Genomic DNA, 17,079 nt, shown 5'->3' with positions numbered 1-17,079 from the left:
CCAGTTAGGTACCTATTTTTTCTAACAATCAATTAGTTCAGATTCGGACTGGTTTATTTTAAGGAAAAGTAATGATGAGATGTCTTGTCGTGTCAATAAAAGGTGGGGTTGGGAAAAGCTCAATCGCGCTAAACTTAGCTAGCTATACTAATGGTAGCTATATTACGAATGACCTTGTGACTTGTAATAACAGTAAGGCAATCCAAATAGAATATAACAAGAAGGTAATCCCACTAGCTTATTCTAAGATACAAAATGCAGTTTATGATTTTGGTGCCATGTACTCCCAAATCGACCCAAAGGTGTCACATGCCACGAAGTTGTGTGACGTAATTGTTATTCCTACGATGACAGACCCTCGAAGCATTCAGGCTAGTATTGAAACATATAACTTAGTCAAACCCAGCGGTAAACCTATCGTAATTATCATTAATAATTACATTAAACAAAATAAGTATGATGACGCAGTGCAAGAGTTACAAAGTGTGCTTGGTGAGTTGATTGTGTATGGGATTAGAACGACGACTCTGTTCGAACGTGTCGCTAAAGATGGCGATGATTGGTACCAGAATATTCATAACGACCACGGTGAGTTTCAGCTCAACAAGACTCGTATTATGCATGAGTTAGTGTATGACGAAATCATTAAACTGGGGACTCGATAATGAAGCTACCAAGCCTAGCAAGTATTGACCAATCTATTGGTGGCAGACCTGAAAAAATTCATCTAAAAAAAGTTCGATTAAGCTTTTATTTGTGTCCTGAGGAGACTGTTATTTTGAAGGCTTACATAAGAGGTAGCGATAGTACTGTGAGTGGGTTAGTGAGAAGCTTATTGAAACCATTGCTCAAATAAGAATCTACATAAATCGTAAGATAATCGGTTATCTTACGATTTAACATGGTTTGCTTTTAAAGTTGTATACTTCTTACATGCTTAAATTAGCTATGTTATTAACATGCAATTCAAGTCCTTTAGACATGAAAAGTTTCAAGTTATCATATTCTTGAGCATGGTTTGTTGTCTTAAGGTGTTTACGGAAGAGCCATACATCATGACCCAGAAAGTAGCGTTGATATACATCGCGAATATCCATTTCTAAAAGCTTTTCTTTAAATTCATCTTCCATAATATCTGCATTTTAAAGGTTTTTTTAAATTCTACTTAATAGCCCTGTAAGTTATTGGTTAAATCAGCGACTATCTAATGTTGTATTGGGTCTGTATTCCTCAAATAAGCAGGTATTAATTAACTTTAAAATTAAAATTGACGAATGTATATAGCTCATTAATTGATGTGGTTATTTCTTTCTCGGGATAATTAACCAAAGGTGATTTTCTAATATCTTCAACTAAATCATTAAGTGGAACTGTTGCTATATCTTCATTACAAAAAATCAAAGATTCTGCATCAATACCATCATATACCCACTTTTGATACAGCACTGGGTAATCACCAAACATACATTCAACTTGCGATGTAATAACCGTATCTTCATCTGTTTTAACTTGATTGAATTTCATAATTCTCCTCATTAAGTAATTTTAACATGCTAGTAATATTTTATATTGATTGGAAACCTTAATAAGGTTGAAAAAACTTGTCGTAAAGTTCATGTTTACTTTTTAACGATAATACCTGTGTTCATTGGGCAGGGCAACCGCATGAGTGTTTGATTTTTACACATGTCGCTAAATCCCGCTTTTAAAACAGCCTCTAAGAAGGTTAGTTTCATCCATGCTCGTTTGCGTTTTTGCACTGATACTCCCTTTTTTGAAGACTCTGCCCTGAGCATATTGGTGGTAGACCGCAGTTACGACATCCGAAAAAGGTTCGATTAAGCTTTTTATTTAAGTCCTGAGGAGACTGTTATTTTGAAGGCTTACATAAAAGGAAGCGATATGACTGTAAGTGGGCTAGTGAGAAGCTTATTGAAACCATTGCTCAAATAATAGTCATAAATGGCAAGGTAACCAATAACTGGTTATCTGGTAGGGCCTGTTAACTTTACCCAGTATCTATGCTGTAATTTTAAGCATTGAAATTACACAACCATTGCAGGTTGTGCAAGCCAGAGAGTATTTAAGTGTTCAAACCTGAATCTACAGCATTTTATTTAGGTTATGGACTTGCCAGCTGACTCATAAATACCTCAGATAACTAGACAAGAAAGTTATTTGAGGTATTTTTTAAATGCTGAAAAATATGAACTTGCGCTTTATAATGAGCTGAAAATATGGGATGTTAACGCTAATTAGATAAGACTTTGTTAACGTGGTAAATATCAACCCAAATCACCCTTTGAAGGGTATAAGGCAGAGGAACGGCAATGGACGACTATAGAGTAATCGAAATAGAAATTGCAAAAAAACATGGTGCATATGCAAAGGGAACAAAGAAGGCAATTGGTGATTTTTTACTGAACGATGATATACAAAAACCAGTGAATGTCAAAAGTAACAACTTGGCAAAGAATAACTACTCCCCAAATATTATTTCAGCAAAAAGATTAATTAAGTGGCTTGAGCAAGGGGGGAATGAATTATACTTTATTTTTGTAGATTATAATAAAACGGGAAAAGAAATCGAAATCGTAAGTGATACAGGCTTAGTACCTGTTCATCAAATTAGCTGGGATTGTCTAACCATTGAAGCTCAAGGTTGGGGGGTCATACAAATGTCAAAAGACCTCATTGTCGATAAAAATCAAGATATAGAAACTTTCTATAAAGGATTGAAGAGCGCCTACGAAATATTCATGAGAAAAGAAGCTAGAAAGATGGACGCAATTAGAGATATGATACAAAATTTCTAAAGCTGAATCAGACTTGCATTGCAAGTTAATAGCGTTGACAAGTGATCGTAAAACGGTCACTTTTTTTAAAGTGGTATCCCTAAGGGGATTCGAACCCCTGTTACCGCCGTGAAAGGGCGGTGTCCTAGGCCTCTAGACGATAGGGACACTAAGATTGCAAAACAATCAAGACTATCGAGTTAGGGAAATCAAAGATTAACTTAACTATTCACTCAAAATTGAGTCAATTCTTTTTTTTTAGCTTTAACAATATGCAGTTTTAAAGCCAAAGGAAACAGCATGACCTAGTACGCTACACCCTTTTTTTTTATGTGGTATCCCTAAGGGGATTCGAACCCCTGTTACCGCCGTGAAAGGGCGGTGTCCTAGGCCTCTAGACGATAGGGACACATATTGCATCAAGAGAATTAAAATAACCCTCTAACTGACTTGCTTCGCCATAAATCAAATATATAGTCAAATCCAGCATGACCTAGATTGCTGGATTTTATTTTCAATATGTCAATGTCATCGGGTAAAATCTTAATAACTGTAAGGTTTTACTTAATCTTGAAGACTGAAAGCGTGCGCATTCTATGTTCTAATAAATAATTAGTCAATCATTTTCTCTATCTACACATTTATTAGGTTATATTATGACCAAGTCGTAAAAAGCTAAATAAATCAGAGTTTTAATGATTTGCGGCAAAGTTTTTTAAAGTAAGAGGCGGTCATCTAAGGGGATTCATGTAGTGACGACTATTGTTTAGTGTGACTTAAAAATATTACCGGAGTATGATTGAAGATGAGTAGGTTGCTGAACGTAAGAGCTGGAACAGTAAAGTCGAAGAATAATAAGTATCAAAGATGAATTTCACATAGACGTTATGACAAAAAAAACCAAAATTATTTATTTAACTGTACCAAGTAAGTTAAAATACGGTGGAATATTAATCTAACTGATAAACAAACAGGTTTAACTAAGTAGGGCAACCGCTTGAGCGCGCTCTTTTTTGAATAGTATGTTTAAACTATATACTTGAACTGCGTTCAAGTATATTAATTTCGGTGGTTCGCTTTAAGCTCAGCTCATTTAACCAGCCAGCAGTTAGTGCTCAAAAAACGTTCGCGATTTCGCCCTATTTAACTAAGGTTCTTAAATTGACTGAAAAATTAAAAAAAGTTGAGTTTGGTGATTTTCAAACACCATTAGCATTATCTTCCAATGTAATATCGTCTTTAGGTGATATTAATTCTTATGAACTCATCATTGAGCCAACGTGTGGCCTCGGTTCATTCCTTATTTCACTAGCCCAACAATCAATTCCACATGAAAAATTAGAAGGGTGGGAAATAAACCCAATTTATACAGAGGAAGCCAATAAAAGAATAAATAAACTTTTTGAGCAGGATGTTAACCTAGTTAAACAGCAAGATTTTTTTGAAATAGAATGGGATAAGGGGAAGTTTAATGGTAAAACTTTATTTATAGGAAATCCACCTTGGGTTACAAATTCAGAGCTTGGTAAGTTATCAAGTCAAAACCTTCCTGAAAAAGCTAACTTCCATGGCTTGAAAGGTCTGGAAGCTATGACTGGAAAAAGTAACTTTGATATTTCAGAGTGGATGCTAATAAAGCTATTAGAGATTATCTCTGGGAGCGATTCAGGAATCGCATTTCTTATTAAAACTTCAGTAGCAAGAAAGCTTATCCAATTTATCGATAAAAACAATTTATCTATAAATAATATTTCAATTAAAGAAATTGATGCAAAAAAACATTTTGATGTTTCCGTCGATGCTTGTCTTTTTCAGGCGAGTGGCTGTGACTTTCAACAAAACGGTGTCAGATGTGAGGTTTATAATGCTCAGAATTGGAATGAACCATACAAAATTATGGGAGTTGTTGATAGTAGGTTAGTGTCTAACATTAATGATTATATTAATTTGTGTCATATTGATAAAGGTTCAGAGTTCAAATGGCGTTCTGGTGTAAAACATGATGCATCAAAGGTTATGGAGTTAACGTTACACGGTGACAAATTAGAAAATGGAAATAAGGAAAAGGTTAATATAGAACGAGATTTTGTTTATCCAATGTATAAAAGTTCAAATTTAGCAAAAGAGATCCTCCCTCCTCCTGTTAAATTTATGATTGTAACACAAAAAAAAATTGGTGATGAAACTAATCATATATCAACTATAGCTCCACTTACATGGCAATATCTTATTGAAAACTCAGAAAAACTCGATGGTAGAAAAAGTTCTATCTACAAGAACTCTCCTAGATTCTCAATATTTGGTGTTGGAGATTACACATTCAAACCATACAAGGTAGCCATTTCAGGCATGTATAAAAATTTTTCATTTGCAAAGGTGGGGTTATTCAATGATAAAGCGATAGTTTTAGATGATACTTGTTATATGCTAGGCTTTGAAACAAAAGAAGAAGCAAATCTCGTTTACACCTTATTATCATCAGAAGTCTGCAAAAAATTTATAAATTCAATCGTGTTCACGGATAATAAAAGACCAATAACAGTAGCTCTTCTCAATCGAATAAACTTGAAGGAAATAGCAATTGAAGCCGGCTTAGATCATGAATACGTTAATACTTTTAATTTCGAGTAACATTTTTGAGTTTTCTATGTAATAAATAACTTTGTCAATTAACTTGTTGATATATGATGCTCGGAGCAGCACCACTGTTTCATCGCTTGTTCATCTATCCAGAAAGAGTGTGGACCTCGATTGACCAATGCTTTGCTATATTCAGGCCAGTTAGTGATGCGTTGCTTGGATTTTCCCATCTGGTATCGATTCCTATGATGTGTTCAGAGGTTCTGAACGCAACGAACCTTAAAAGTTCACTTATTTAGTCAACAATGCCGTTCGATACTGTTGAATGTATATTCATAGAATCTGTTAGCAACGCATGTGAGCCTTATGCGAGTATCTGACAAATAATTAAAACCAACTGGATACACCTTAATTGTACATTACAGTAACCTAAACACACTTAGTTCTAATTAGACCATACTCAATTTCAAGGATTCAAAATCCCCTGCTTCACGGCGTGTCGGTTCGAGTCCGACCTCAGGTACCATCATTTGGAAGCCCCGTTCTTAATTGAACGGGGCTTTTTTATATCTGCGATTTATTGATTTTATTATTTCTATCAGATGGACTTATTTGTAGCCGTGTTTGTTGGATTGGTTTGTAACATGGTACCAATGTTGAGCCTTCCCGACGTCGACTCGATAGCACCTGAAACTTCTTAGCTCATCAAGATGACAAAACTCTTAATCTATTTGTTATTCAAACAAACTTAATGTCCAGTGTATTCATTGCTTGATTCATGTCCGTCGTACAATTATCTATTCATTGATGAGCAATGATTGCTCGGTGAATAAAACATCGTGATGGTAGTCTATCTTTATCTCTTTGTTACGTAGATTTAGATTATATCGCTGTCTTTTAATCGTTTACTAAATGATTTATGTTAATCGAAATTTTGAAGTTCATCATACTCTTTCAACTTTCGATATAGGGTCGCGAGGCTCATTCCGAGTTTTTTGGCGGTGAGTGCTTTGTTATTATTTAGGGTTTCTAATACCGAGACTATATAGTCTTTTTCAATGGTATTAAGTGGTTTAATACCATTATTTATCGATGGTTTAGTGATATTTTGATGAAATTCTTCTGGTAAGTCTTCAGGCATAATCTGTGGCCCAGGACTTAACACTACCGCCCGTTCAATCGTATTGGCGAGTTGACGAATATTGCCTGGCCAGTCGTAGTTGAGTAATAAATCTGCTGTTTTGTAGTTAAAACCAGTGATTTTTCTACCCAGTTTTTCATTGAAATCGGACAGAAAACAGCGCGCTAAGGGTAAAATATCTTCTCCTCGATTCCTTAGTGGAGGGATTTTGAGTTCGATAACATTGAGTCGGTAGTAAAGGTCTTGACGGAAATCACCTGCTTCAACCGCTGCTTCTAAATCTTTATTGGTTGCCGATATTATTCGAACATCGACATCTTTGATATTGTTGTCACCCACTCGGCGAATTTGTTTTTCTTGAATCACTCGCAGTAGTTTAGTTTGCATTGAGGGAGAAAGTTCGCCGACTTCATCGAGGAATAGTGTTCCACCGTTGGCACTTTCGATCAATCCCATTTTGTTATTTTCAGCCCCTGTAAACGCGCCTTTTACATGGCCAAATAGTTCACTGTCTAATAGAGATTCAGTTAGTGCACCGCAGTTTATTGCCAGTAAGGGTTTATTATTTCTATCGGAGTGGCGATGAATAAAATCAACTAATTTCTCCTTACCTACGCCACTTTCACCTGTGACTAAAATTGATGTGGGCACCTTAGCCACGTTAATGGCCATTTCGATGAGTTTTTGCATCGGATGGCTATTGCTAATGGGATAACTACTGTGGGAAAAATTGTTTTTAGCGCTTAAATTGATATTAGAGTCTCGAGGAAAATACTCTTCAATTTTTAATATGTCTTGTACTTCGGATTTAATGTTGTCGTTGTTGATCCCATTATAATATTGCAGAAGGGGTAAGGCTTCATCACCCCATTGATCGATATAATTTCCGACTAGGCGGCAGTGACAGTCGCCTTTTGCTTGGCATTCTGGCTCAATAAAATAAACTGTGCGTTGTTGTACATTTGAAACATAACCGCTTGCGAACCCCACTTGCTCCCAACAAGCGACATCAGTAGATTGTCCATTTAAACGAAGTTCCTGATCGGCTTCATATGAACCAATAAAGTAAGTTTCAACCAGTGGGGCGTCTGACAGTCCATCGGTGCGCTGACTCGTAAGTACTTCGCCAAAACCAAACATAGAGCAAATCATTGGACCTAATTTCCCCTGACGTGCTTCTGACCATACTTCAGGCATTTTTCGTTTTATTTGTTCTGCTAATAGCCAACCTCTTATAAACCCAGAACGAGTTATTATCGTTCGTGTAGCTTTTTCCCCTATGGTCTTGAGTAACTCTTTTCTGAGCATACCGTGAGATACCATGTCCGTAAGGTATGCTCTTTGGCCAAGAAAACTCATTGTGCCGCCATGAGGTTTAAATGCTAGGAGTTCACGAAGATCTAATTGTGATGTTTTCATCTACATCCATCTATTTAACTGTTGTAGGGAGCGTAACATCACTAATGTTGCATTTCAGTGAGGGTCTTCTTACTTATATGATTTAAAAAAGTATCTTAATTGTTACTGACTAAAAAGAGGGGAGACGCCTTAAATATGTCTAAGGCGTTATTTGTAGTGACTTGTTTATAATTAAAAAATTATGGACATGTTAATTATTTAAGGTACGTTAAATTCAAACTCATGGCAGTTATTACAAAAGTTTTCTGACGTTTCATGTTCTGCATGACAGTTCTCACACTCAAGTTCTACGCCGTAATGAGGTGAGTCATGTTTGTCGGGGGCACCATGATAGTCTTGTTTTTTTTGCGGTAATTCGTGACACGTTAAACACTGTTCCATTGGTGCTGCTTCAAAAGGTTTGCTGATGTGACAATCTGCACAGTTCAATCCCGCATTTTTGTGGTGGGATTTCATTGTTTTAGCGCTTGCATAGTGTGTAAAAAAAAGCGTGAGTACAGTAAGTAACGTTAATATCAGTTTTTTGTCCATAATGGTCATCCAGTCAGAGAACACGCAGCGGTTTTTGCTATCACCGCTGCAATATTGGTTTGTTAGAAGGTATATTTCACATAAGTTTGAAAGCGTGTCATATCACCTTCTTTATCGGCCATGTTTTCGACATCACCCATGGTGACGCCTACTGCCCATTCAATATCCGGTGTAATATTCCAAAATAGATTGGTATGCCAAGAGAAGGCTGTTTTATTGGCATATTCAGTAAGAATACCGTCTTCAAGGCCTTTCTCGTCTTGTTCTGAATAACCTGCACCAATGGCTAATCGCATATTTTGTTGAAGCGCAAAAACGACTCCGCCAGTAATGCTGCTGTATTCTAAGGTATCTGTTTCCCCATCAGCATTGATACCGGCACCGGCATTAAAACCTAGACCAGCATAGCGACCAATACCATCACCGTACATTAAGCCGAGAACTGCCTTATGACCGTCTCCAAATTTAAGGCTAGTGTTTAATGCTAGGCCATAACCAAAAGCATCATCACCTTCTAGTTCAAATCGACGGATCACGACTCTCGGTGAAAAAGTAACTCTACTATTAGCGTAAAAGTACTTGGCGATAATATCTGGCATGACATCTTCACTTGAACCGTTATTGACTAGGGTATAAGGGCCTGCGGCTGTTAGTCCAAGCGTTGGGTTTTCAAGACTGATTGAAGTGTATTGACCTTTACCTATATTGTATTGGTAGCGAACTTGAGGCTGGCGGACAAACGTGGTTCCAGGATCGGTGGCGAAATCCATCGATGGCATGATGCCTGCAAAATCCATGAAGTTAGACCATGTTTGCCCCGCTAGAACCACGTGTTTACCCATGGTCATCTCACCATATGCATGGCGGATCCTGAAGCCGTTACTATTAGACCAAGTTGGGCCATCACTATCGATGTCGGCAAAAAAGTCTCCTTCAACATAAGTCTTTAATGTGCCATATTTATTTTCTGATGCGGTTTTAATGAATAAGCGGCTTTCTCTTGCCGTCATGTGTAAATCCGATTTTTCTGCGTTGGCAGAGCCATCAATTGGAGTGGTATAAACACTATAAAGATCGCCATTAAATGGGGCCGTTATCGTACCGTCGGTATCGTAATTCAGCATAAATTTAGCGTAACCACCGACAGTCACTTTAGTGTCTGCGATATCAAATTCTGCCGAATTAACCGAGGCCGTGCCAAGCATAAGCGGTATTGCAATAGCGACAGCTGTTACTAATGGTTTACGTGCATATAATTTATTCATAATGATTTTTCTCTTTCATAAGTTCATCAATATTCGTCGACTGGGCATTTTGCCCAGTCGTTATAGTTGTTATGCTTTTGCTACATTTTTACCGGCAATACGACCAAACACGATGCAGTCGGGAATGGCTACAGTACCTAGGCGACAAGCGCCATGGGTGCCCCCTGTCGATTCACCACATGCAAACAATCCTGGAATGGTTTCTCGTGTGGCAATGTTGATGACTCTTGCTTCTGTATCGATTTCAACACCGCCCATTGTGTGATGTGCTTTAGGCCATAAACGAACAGCATAGAAAGGTGCTTCGACAATTGGTTGCTGATTCATTGAGAACGGTTTATTAAACTCAGGGTCATTTTTTGCTAAAACATAGCTGTTATAACGTTGTATTTGTGCCTCTAGCGTTTTAGCCGACATATTATAGTGAGCAGCTAGGGCTTGAATGGTGTCAAAGGTATGTACTACTTTTCGATCAAGTAGCTTAGGCATAACATGCATAGAAGCTTTGACTCCTTTTGCATCACAAATCGCGACGGCGACATTACCGGTTTTGATAATGGCATCGGCACGCACTTTACGGTCAGCAAGTTCGTCAACGAAACGCTCACTGGATTCAGGATTAACCATCACCCCGTGAGTAAAGGCTGAGTAAGCAGCGAAAATAGGAGCAAGACCAAAGCCTTTTTCATCTGGTGAAGCCCATGGCCCTAATTGGATCCAAGAAAGTTGCACTGGATTTGCGCCAACACGGATCATTTCTTTTAAACATTCAGAAGTGGCTCCCATGTGATTTGTTGTTGCAAGCTCTTCTGTTAATCTAGGATCTTGGGATGAGCGATAAACCACGTCGGCAGCAAAGCCACCAGATGCCATCACAACGCCTTTATTGGCTTTGATGAAATGTGTTGCAGTAGAGTTTTCTTTACCAGGCTTGAATTTAGTGATCACCTCAAGTCCTACAATTCTGCCTTCTTTATTGCTTATTAGGCGTTTTACGAAGACTTTCTTTTTGAGTGGGATACCTAGTTCTTTTGCTTTTTCTAACATTGGGTGCACGATACCTGAACCAGATTGGTTATAAGTGGTATGTGTTCTTGGGATTGAGTGCCCGCCGAATTGTGCGAGTTTTTCTTTGAATTTCACACCAAGATAATCTCGGCACCATTCAAATGCATCGTTAGATTGTTCGGCAACCATACGTGCTTGTTTAGGGTAGTTAAGACCAAGACCCGCTTTATACATATCAGCAAGCATTGCATCAACAGAGTCTGTTACACCATTGGCTTTTTGAATATCACTGCCGACGACGGCCATACCGCCACCATTGATGGTTGAGTTGCCACCAGGAACAGGCATTTTTTCAAGTACCACAACTGATGATTTAGCGTTTTTAGCTTCGATGGCGGCAGATAAACCTGCAAATCCACTACCGACAACAACGACATCATAGGTCTCATCCCATTTATCTGGTAATGATGTGCAGCTTGACTCTGTTTTGGCAGAAGCAAAGCCGGATAAAGCTAATCCAGCTGTTGCGGTGGTAATACTGGTTGCTTTTAAAAAGTGGCGTCTTGATAGATTTGTTTTAGTGTCTGTACTCATTATCGTCCCCTTAATATTAATGATTTTTAAACGAGGTGAATATTTACCTATTAACCTGTTTATTCATTTTCTTGTTTGAAAATGTAAGCATTAAAGTAAGAGCATGTAATGTGCCAGTTATTTTTTGTTTTTAATTAATTGATTTATTTAGGTAAAGTTATAATATGTGATGTTGATTACTGTATTGTTGAGAATTAATTTCTCACAATAATGTATCGAGGGTTTTACTTATAATTGATACAGATCACGCCTTTGTTTTGCTGACAAGCCGTATTGGCGCTTCTATAGCGAGCTTATTGAATCTTGATACAACACTGTTAGTGGAGCAACGGATTGTGATATATCATTTATTATTCCAAGTTGAGGCCAACTATCAGGCAAACGGTTATCGCTTTAAATAAGTTAAGAGGAAAGTTAGGACTGTAGTGTTTACCACAAACTATGTCGGCAGTTATGAGTGTCGTGGTGGTACTGATAAAACCTATCTTTTTTGTCCATGCTTTTAAAATGTGAAGCTTCTTGGATAGTCAGTCAGCTTGTTAGCATGGATAACTGATCATGAGGGGGCGTAGTGATTTTGCTAATAAAGTTAACATGCAGAGTTAGGGGCGAATAAAAGGTGTGAATCATTATAGATTTTCTTAGTCATATCTAATTCTATTACTATTCAAGATAAAATGTGATTTGTTTCATTTATGAGCTAAATTTATATCATATAAACAAAGTTTAATATAATTGTTAATATATTTTATTTTTAATAAAGCATTATGAATCATGTCTTTATATTTATTTAGTTCTCTATCGATACGTCATGGTTTGTTTTTGCACGTATACAGTATTGCGATTGTACATGTTGGGTATTAGTTTGACCTGTCTTCGTCACTTTTGACGCTTATAAGAAGGAGTTTCCATGCAAGCACAATTTAATGTTCAAATTGGTTCTTTTCGTAAAATCAATAAGATCCCGAATGCTTGGTCAAATGAAGACTACCTTCAGTTGATGGCTATTATGGGCTTAGATGATGGCCTAGAAGGAATGGAGGCTACTGAACTTAGAGAAATGTGCATGATGTCTCTAAATGATTTAGAGGCCAATGAAGCAGCTAAAATCGTCTTGACGCATTTATTCAGTGAATTGACTGAAGGGAAAATTGATCAATTAAGTAATGACATGATCGGTGACAGAATGTGGGAAGAATATTCTGATTGCTTGCTCCATGAAGGTTTTTTTAGCGCTTATGCCTTATTGAGAGAAGCATTTAATGGTGTTTTTGCCGAGCCTACCGGTGTTGAGTTTATGGTTAATGTCACAGCAGCTGACGCAGCAGAGCTAACTATTTTTGATGAATCATTACATGCATCAATGGTACGTCTTCTCGCATCTGGGTTATCTCCCGATGCGCTCTTACATCGATTATATGAAGACCAAATTACCGGTACGCAATTTCCAGAAGCCTTAGGGATATTGTGGAAGCTAGAATTAGTATCAAGTGAAGGTTTATCTCGTCAGTTTAAGATGGTGAGTTCAGATTTCTGGTTTGGGAAATTGGCGAATGTAGAGCAGTTTGAAGCTTCTGCTCATGCTGATGAATCGGATGAAAATGAATAACTAACGCTACCTAGTTTCATATTTTTATACCATAAAAAAACCAGCTGATAACAGCTGGTTTTTTCTTATATTAATTTGGCAATGCCAAATTAATGATTACTATTATGAGTGCTTACGACGACGTAATGCAGCTAATGGAAGTAATAGTGCAGTTAACCAACCCATAGAACCACCAGAAGATTGCTCTACTTCTTCGGTGACATTAATGGTTGCTGTACCCGGTGCACTTGTCAGCTCACCGTCAGATGCGGTTACTGTGAAAGTGAAGGTGTCATCACCAACTGGAGCAGTAAACAGAATTGATGGACCACCGTTAGTAAAGCTAACACTCTTACCACCAGTTTGAACCCAATTATAAGTTAAAGCATCACCATCGATGTCTTTACCATTTGCTTTTGCTGTTACTACGAATCCACCAGCGCTATTCATTCCTGAAGGCGCAACCGTTGGGGCATCATTAACGTTATTAACAGTAATAACAACTTGTGTAGGCGTACTCAAATTCCCTTCTTCATCAGTTGATGTATAAGAGAATGTATCGGTGCCAGTGAAGTCTGCAGTTGGTGTATAAGTAAATGCACCATCTGCTGCTAACGTCAGTTCGCCATTAGTCACTTCATCAACAAGAACAACAGTGTCTAATTTCCCAACTGGAGACACATCGATTAAGCGTTGAGCCTTAGCCGTCATGCCATCACCCGTTACTTGAGTACGAGCTACTTTTTGGTCTGGCTTAGTATCATTATCTAATACATTACCTTCCATAGAAGTATCTTCATCAAGTGAAGGAGCGTCAGCTTGGCCGAAGCTAAACTCAGTAACCATTGCTTTATAAGCAAGTTCAACACTACCTGCTGTAGTTGATTTAACTTCTACCCAATCATCATCTGTAACAGATGTGCCTACACCGTTAAAGTAATGAGTTGTACCTATGTTACCACCGATGTTTTCAGCGCCAATCGTTACGTTAGCTGGCATACCAGGAATATCGTAATAATTGAATGTGACTTCTTCAGTATCGCCAGTTTTGAACCACACACTAAAGCTATACTGATCACCTGATGGATCTCCCCAAAGCTGTGCATCATTCCATTCAACAACTAAGAATGAATCTGTTCCAGTGTTCACGACACCAAGAGAGAGTGCTCCACCACCAGTATCAGTAACATCGCCAGAGCCATCGCTTAAATCAAAGTCAGACCAGAAAGGTGCAACAATATTATTAGGATTTGAGCCATCTGGCAGCTCTTTATTGGCATAAGTACCTGCGGCTGAACTACTACCTGGAATCACAATACCATTAGGAGAGATCGAAATTGAGGTATAAGTTTGGCCATTGTATTTATAAGCTGGAACACCATATACAAGTGTATTTTCATCACAACCGTCTAAACAAGCAGGTGTTTGACTTAAGCCAAGAGCGGTAATATTTGGATATGTACCAGTGCCACTAGTCGTGACCATTTCAGGTAAATCCATTGAACCAACCCAAGTGATAACCCCCGTGTTTTCATCAACAGATAGTCCGTTTTGCGAGGCGCCGTTTAGGACCACAGATACATCATCTTTTGATGTAAGCTTAGTGCCTTTAGGAGTCGTAGCCGTCAGAGTTACCGTGTTTTCAAACATAGTGTTATTCACAACAGATTTTATTGTGAAAGGATCTGCAACAGAAATATCAGTGTCGGTTGTAAAAGCTGATATTAATGATGAATCACTTGATTCTTTAGCGAGTACAGCCAATGGAAGGTGAGCATTTTGCTTTCCTTCAGTGCTGCTAATCATGACATTACCGAAAATCCAGTCACCATATTCACTAAATGTTGAATCAACAGTGACAGTGAAGGTTGCTGATGCACCCGCTTCAAGTTCAAGTGTTGAAGGTGAAATCATTAGGCCTGCAGTACCAGAACTTGCAGAAAGCGCCCAAGATGATTTTTCATCACTCTTGTTGTAAACCGTACGAGTAAAGGTACAGATACCAACACATGAATCTGCAGCTATAGAAGGCTTATCAAATGTTAACACTGCTTTTGCTGCAGCATCTAAATCCATACGACCCGCACCCATAGCAAAAGGTGTTGCTGGTGTTGATGAGTCGTCATCTAGGATGCCGTCCATTTTAGATGTAGATGTTAGCGCGGTCTTAATATCAGTTGCTGACCATGTAGGATGTAGCTGACTTAAAAGCGCTGCTGCACCTGCAACATGTGGACTAGCCATACTAGTACCAGAAATCATATTAAAGTCTTCTCCACCATCATCAGGTGAGAAGGCCGATAAAATGTTAGTCCCTGGAGCAGCTAGGTCTGGCTTGAGAATATTTTCATTACCATTTGGACCACGAGAGCTAGATTCATTGATAGAATCTGCAAGACCACTGGCCATAATACGTTTAATGTCAGCGCCAATAGTACCTTGAGTAGCGGTATCACCCATTGAATCTAAAATCGCCATGGCGTCATCTTGGCCGATCATAACTGAAGGGAAGGTAATACCCGGCACTGACATGGTGATTGGTGCACCAGCACGGTTGTTATAAACAACAACGGCAGTTGCGCCAGCAGCTTCAGCGTTAGTTACTTTATTGCTAAAGTTACAAGTACCACGTGAAATCAGTGCTATACCATCTTTAAATGAATCTGCAGCGAATGGTTCACAACCTTCAAAGTTTTCGGCATCAATATTGAGTGCTGAAATAACAGTTCCTGTGATGTCCATATCAATTTCAGTATCTGAACCTGGAATCGCTAACAAATCATCACCACCAGTATTGAAGCTGTTAGCGAAGTAACGACCTGTAGTGCTGTTAGCCACTGTGATACCAGACTCAATACAACCAGGGCAACCTACTGTTTTTGCTGTATTACCATCATTACCCGCAGCACTTACCACTACAATGCCTGCAGCTTCGGCAGCTTCAAACATCGTTTTGTATGGGCTACTTGAAGGATCTGCGCCAGCGCCACCACCCCATGAATTGTTAATGACATCTGCGCCATCATTAACAGCATGCTCTAATGCTTCCATTAACATGATGTTTGAACCACTGCCACCAGTACAGTCAGCTTTAGAATAAAGTGCTTTGTAAGCCATTAAATATGCAGCTGGAGCAACGCCTGATAATGTAACGTCAACACCTTGGAATGTTGTTTCTACTTTGTTACCAACAGCTGTACCAGCAACGTGAGTACCATGACCACCAAATCCTAGTGGGCTCATGTATTCATCTGGACAGACTTGGAATGTAGGTTGCGACCAACGTGCAACAATCAGTTTGTCGTTACAAAATGAACTATCAACCGTTGAACAGTAGTCATCTGTTGGCATCATACCTGTTGGCGCTTCAAAACCTTCTCCTGAGAACATTGGGTTTTCAGGACGAATACCACCATCAATAATGGCAACTCGGATACCTTTACCAGCGTTTTCCATGCCATCTACAGCATTCCACATAGCTTCACTGTTGATTATTTCATGTGAAGCATCCATGTTTATTTCGTACATTGCTTCAGGATATACAGAGATAACTCCTGGAATAGCCATTATTTGTTCAACAGTTAACCCTTGGCCAACAATCGTGACACCGTTAAATAATGTTGTAAATTGACGTTCAACTTTAGCATTTGAAGCAACCTTTGAAAGGGCTTTTGTAAATGCAGCTTGCTCGGCCTTAAGATGAGACGCATAACTCTTAACTGGAGCTGATTGAATATCTAATTTGCTATTTTTATCTTTAACAGCGGTAGAGGCATAAGTTGAAATACCACCTTGATATTTTGCAACAGCAGGTGATTCTAGCTCAATGATATAACGCTGAGGAGCTTTGACATTGTTAATTTTTATCGCAGGTTTTTTATGATGGTCAGCTGAAAGCAGTTCAATGCCTGCATGGTTAGAGCTATATTGAGTATTTGCATAAGTAGCACTTGATATTAGTGCTGCCGAAATGGCTAGGGCTAATTTTGTCTTCACAACTTCTTCCTTGTTTTTAGACACCACTCAATCTGAGGGGGATATCGCTGTAACACGATGAATATTAAGTGATGGTGTTTATAATATTTTCGGTTTTTTGCTGCACTCTATGGCGCATCAGTAGCATTTGTAGCACAAAGATTTAACAAAAGTAACACTGTA

Annotated in this window: 12 protein-coding genes, 2 tRNA genes and 1 pseudogene; 4 read left to right on the top strand and 11 right to left on the bottom strand. The window is 38.5% G+C overall.

Annotation, left to right across the window (positions count from 1 at the left end; all coding sequences use genetic code 11):
• The first annotated feature begins 71 nt into the window (after positions 1-71).
• Positions 72-665 carry a P-loop NTPase family protein gene (locus tag EGC86_RS14580; protein WP_123778033.1) on the top strand — a complete coding sequence of 198 codons (594 nt, stop codon included), beginning with the start codon at positions 72-74 and terminating at the stop codon, positions 663-665.
• Positions 666-929: 264 nt separating this feature from the next.
• On the opposite strand, the gene EGC86_RS14575 is transcribed toward EGC86_RS14580, so the two are convergent.
• The 3 genes from EGC86_RS14575 to EGC86_RS20900 all read right to left on the bottom strand — a co-directional run bounded on the left by EGC86_RS14575 (position 930) and on the right by EGC86_RS20900 (position 1,760).
• Positions 930-1,130, bottom strand: a complete 201-nt coding sequence (locus tag EGC86_RS14575; protein ID WP_123778032.1) for a hypothetical protein — start codon at positions 1,128-1,130, stop codon at positions 930-932.
• Between the two features lie 115 nt (positions 1,131-1,245).
• Entirely contained in the window at positions 1,246-1,524 is a 279-nt protein-coding gene (locus tag EGC86_RS14570; RefSeq protein WP_123778031.1) for a hypothetical protein, read from the bottom strand.
• A gap of 95 nt (positions 1,525-1,619) precedes the next feature.
• Positions 1,620-1,760, bottom strand: a complete 141-nt coding sequence (locus EGC86_RS20900) for a hypothetical protein (RefSeq protein WP_165872425.1) — start codon at positions 1,758-1,760, stop codon at positions 1,620-1,622.
• A gap of 570 nt (positions 1,761-2,330) precedes the next feature.
• On the opposite strand from EGC86_RS20900, the gene EGC86_RS14565 reads away from it, so the two are divergent.
• Entirely contained in the window at positions 2,331-2,816 is a 486-nt protein-coding gene (locus EGC86_RS14565; RefSeq protein ID WP_123778030.1) for a hypothetical protein, read from the top strand.
• A gap of 71 nt (positions 2,817-2,887) precedes the next feature.
• Here EGC86_RS14565 and EGC86_RS14560 read toward each other — a convergent pair.
• Both EGC86_RS14560 and EGC86_RS14555 read right to left on the bottom strand, forming a co-directional pair.
• A tRNA-Glu gene (locus EGC86_RS14560) sits at positions 2,888-2,963 on the bottom strand.
• 165 nt (positions 2,964-3,128) lie between these two features.
• A tRNA-Glu gene (locus tag EGC86_RS14555) sits at positions 3,129-3,204 on the bottom strand.
• 752 nt (positions 3,205-3,956) lie between these two features.
• Between EGC86_RS14555 and EGC86_RS14550 the strand changes: the two genes are divergently transcribed.
• Positions 3,957-5,426, top strand: coding sequence for an SAM-dependent methyltransferase (locus EGC86_RS14550; RefSeq protein ID WP_123778029.1), 1,470 nt, complete (start codon positions 3,957-3,959; stop codon positions 5,424-5,426).
• Positions 5,427-5,479: 53 nt separating this feature from the next.
• On the opposite strand, the pseudogene EGC86_RS14545 reads toward EGC86_RS14550, so the two are convergent.
• The 5 genes and pseudogenes from EGC86_RS14545 to EGC86_RS14525 all read right to left on the bottom strand — a co-directional run.
• Positions 5,480-5,605: pseudogene (locus EGC86_RS14545) on the bottom strand (IS5/IS1182 family transposase); the annotation flags it as partial.
• 692 nt (positions 5,606-6,297) lie between these two features.
• Entirely contained in the window at positions 6,298-7,935 is a 1,638-nt protein-coding gene (locus tag EGC86_RS14540; protein ID WP_123778028.1) for a sigma-54-dependent Fis family transcriptional regulator, read from the bottom strand.
• Positions 7,936-8,133: 198 nt separating this feature from the next.
• Complete coding sequence (locus EGC86_RS14535) at positions 8,134-8,391, bottom strand: cytochrome c3 family protein (RefSeq protein WP_165871062.1); 258 nt, start codon at positions 8,389-8,391, stop codon at positions 8,134-8,136.
• Between the two features lie 137 nt (positions 8,392-8,528).
• Positions 8,529-9,731 (bottom strand): DcaP family trimeric outer membrane transporter, encoded by a 1,203-nt coding sequence (locus tag EGC86_RS14530; protein WP_123778026.1) that lies wholly within the window; start codon positions 9,729-9,731, stop codon positions 8,529-8,531.
• 69 nt (positions 9,732-9,800) lie between these two features.
• Positions 9,801-11,333 (bottom strand): flavocytochrome c, encoded by a 1,533-nt coding sequence (locus tag EGC86_RS14525; protein WP_123778025.1) that lies wholly within the window; start codon positions 11,331-11,333, stop codon positions 9,801-9,803.
• Between the two features lie 910 nt (positions 11,334-12,243).
• Between EGC86_RS14525 and EGC86_RS14520 the strand changes: the two genes are divergently transcribed.
• Entirely contained in the window at positions 12,244-12,942 is a 699-nt protein-coding gene (locus EGC86_RS14520) for a hypothetical protein (protein WP_011636000.1), read from the top strand.
• Between the two features lie 102 nt (positions 12,943-13,044).
• Here EGC86_RS14520 and EGC86_RS14515 read toward each other — a convergent pair whose 3' ends face one another.
• Positions 13,045-16,917, bottom strand: coding sequence for a S8 family serine peptidase (locus EGC86_RS14515; RefSeq protein ID WP_123778024.1), 3,873 nt, complete (start codon positions 16,915-16,917; stop codon positions 13,045-13,047).
• Positions 16,918-17,079 lie beyond the last annotated feature (162 nt).

The organism is Shewanella frigidimarina (assembly GCF_003797125.1).
Taxonomy (GTDB): Bacteria; Pseudomonadota; Gammaproteobacteria; order Enterobacterales; family Shewanellaceae; genus Shewanella; species Shewanella frigidimarina.
Note: the sequence above shows the minus strand (reverse complement) of the source record. Positions and strands in the feature narration are given on the sequence as shown.

Bases quoted from the DNA above. Each gene is read 5' to 3' on its own strand.
- EGC86_RS14525 (WP_123778025.1), bottom strand. From the start codon at position 11,333: ATGAGTACAGACACTAAAACAAATCTATCAAGACGCCACTTTTTAAAA.
- EGC86_RS14580 (WP_123778033.1), top strand. From the start codon at position 72: ATGATGAGATGTCTTGTCGTGTCAATAAAAGGTGGGGTTGGGAAAAGC.
- EGC86_RS14565 (WP_123778030.1), top strand. From the start codon at position 2,331: ATGGACGACTATAGAGTAATCGAAATAGAAATTGCAAAAAAACATGGT.
- EGC86_RS14520 (WP_011636000.1), top strand. From the start codon at position 12,244: ATGCAAGCACAATTTAATGTTCAAATTGGTTCTTTTCGTAAAATCAAT.
- EGC86_RS14570 (WP_123778031.1), bottom strand. From the start codon at position 1,524: ATGAAATTCAATCAAGTTAAAACAGATGAAGATACGGTTATTACATCG.
- EGC86_RS14530 (WP_123778026.1), bottom strand. From the start codon at position 9,731: ATGAATAAATTATATGCACGTAAACCATTAGTAACAGCTGTCGCTATT.
- EGC86_RS14535 (WP_165871062.1), bottom strand. From the start codon at position 8,391: ATGAAATCCCACCACAAAAATGCGGGATTGAACTGTGCAGATTGTCAC.
- EGC86_RS14540 (WP_123778028.1), bottom strand. From the start codon at position 7,935: ATGAAAACATCACAATTAGATCTTCGTGAACTCCTAGCATTTAAACCT.
- EGC86_RS14575 (WP_123778032.1), bottom strand. From the start codon at position 1,130: ATGGAAGATGAATTTAAAGAAAAGCTTTTAGAAATGGATATTCGCGAT.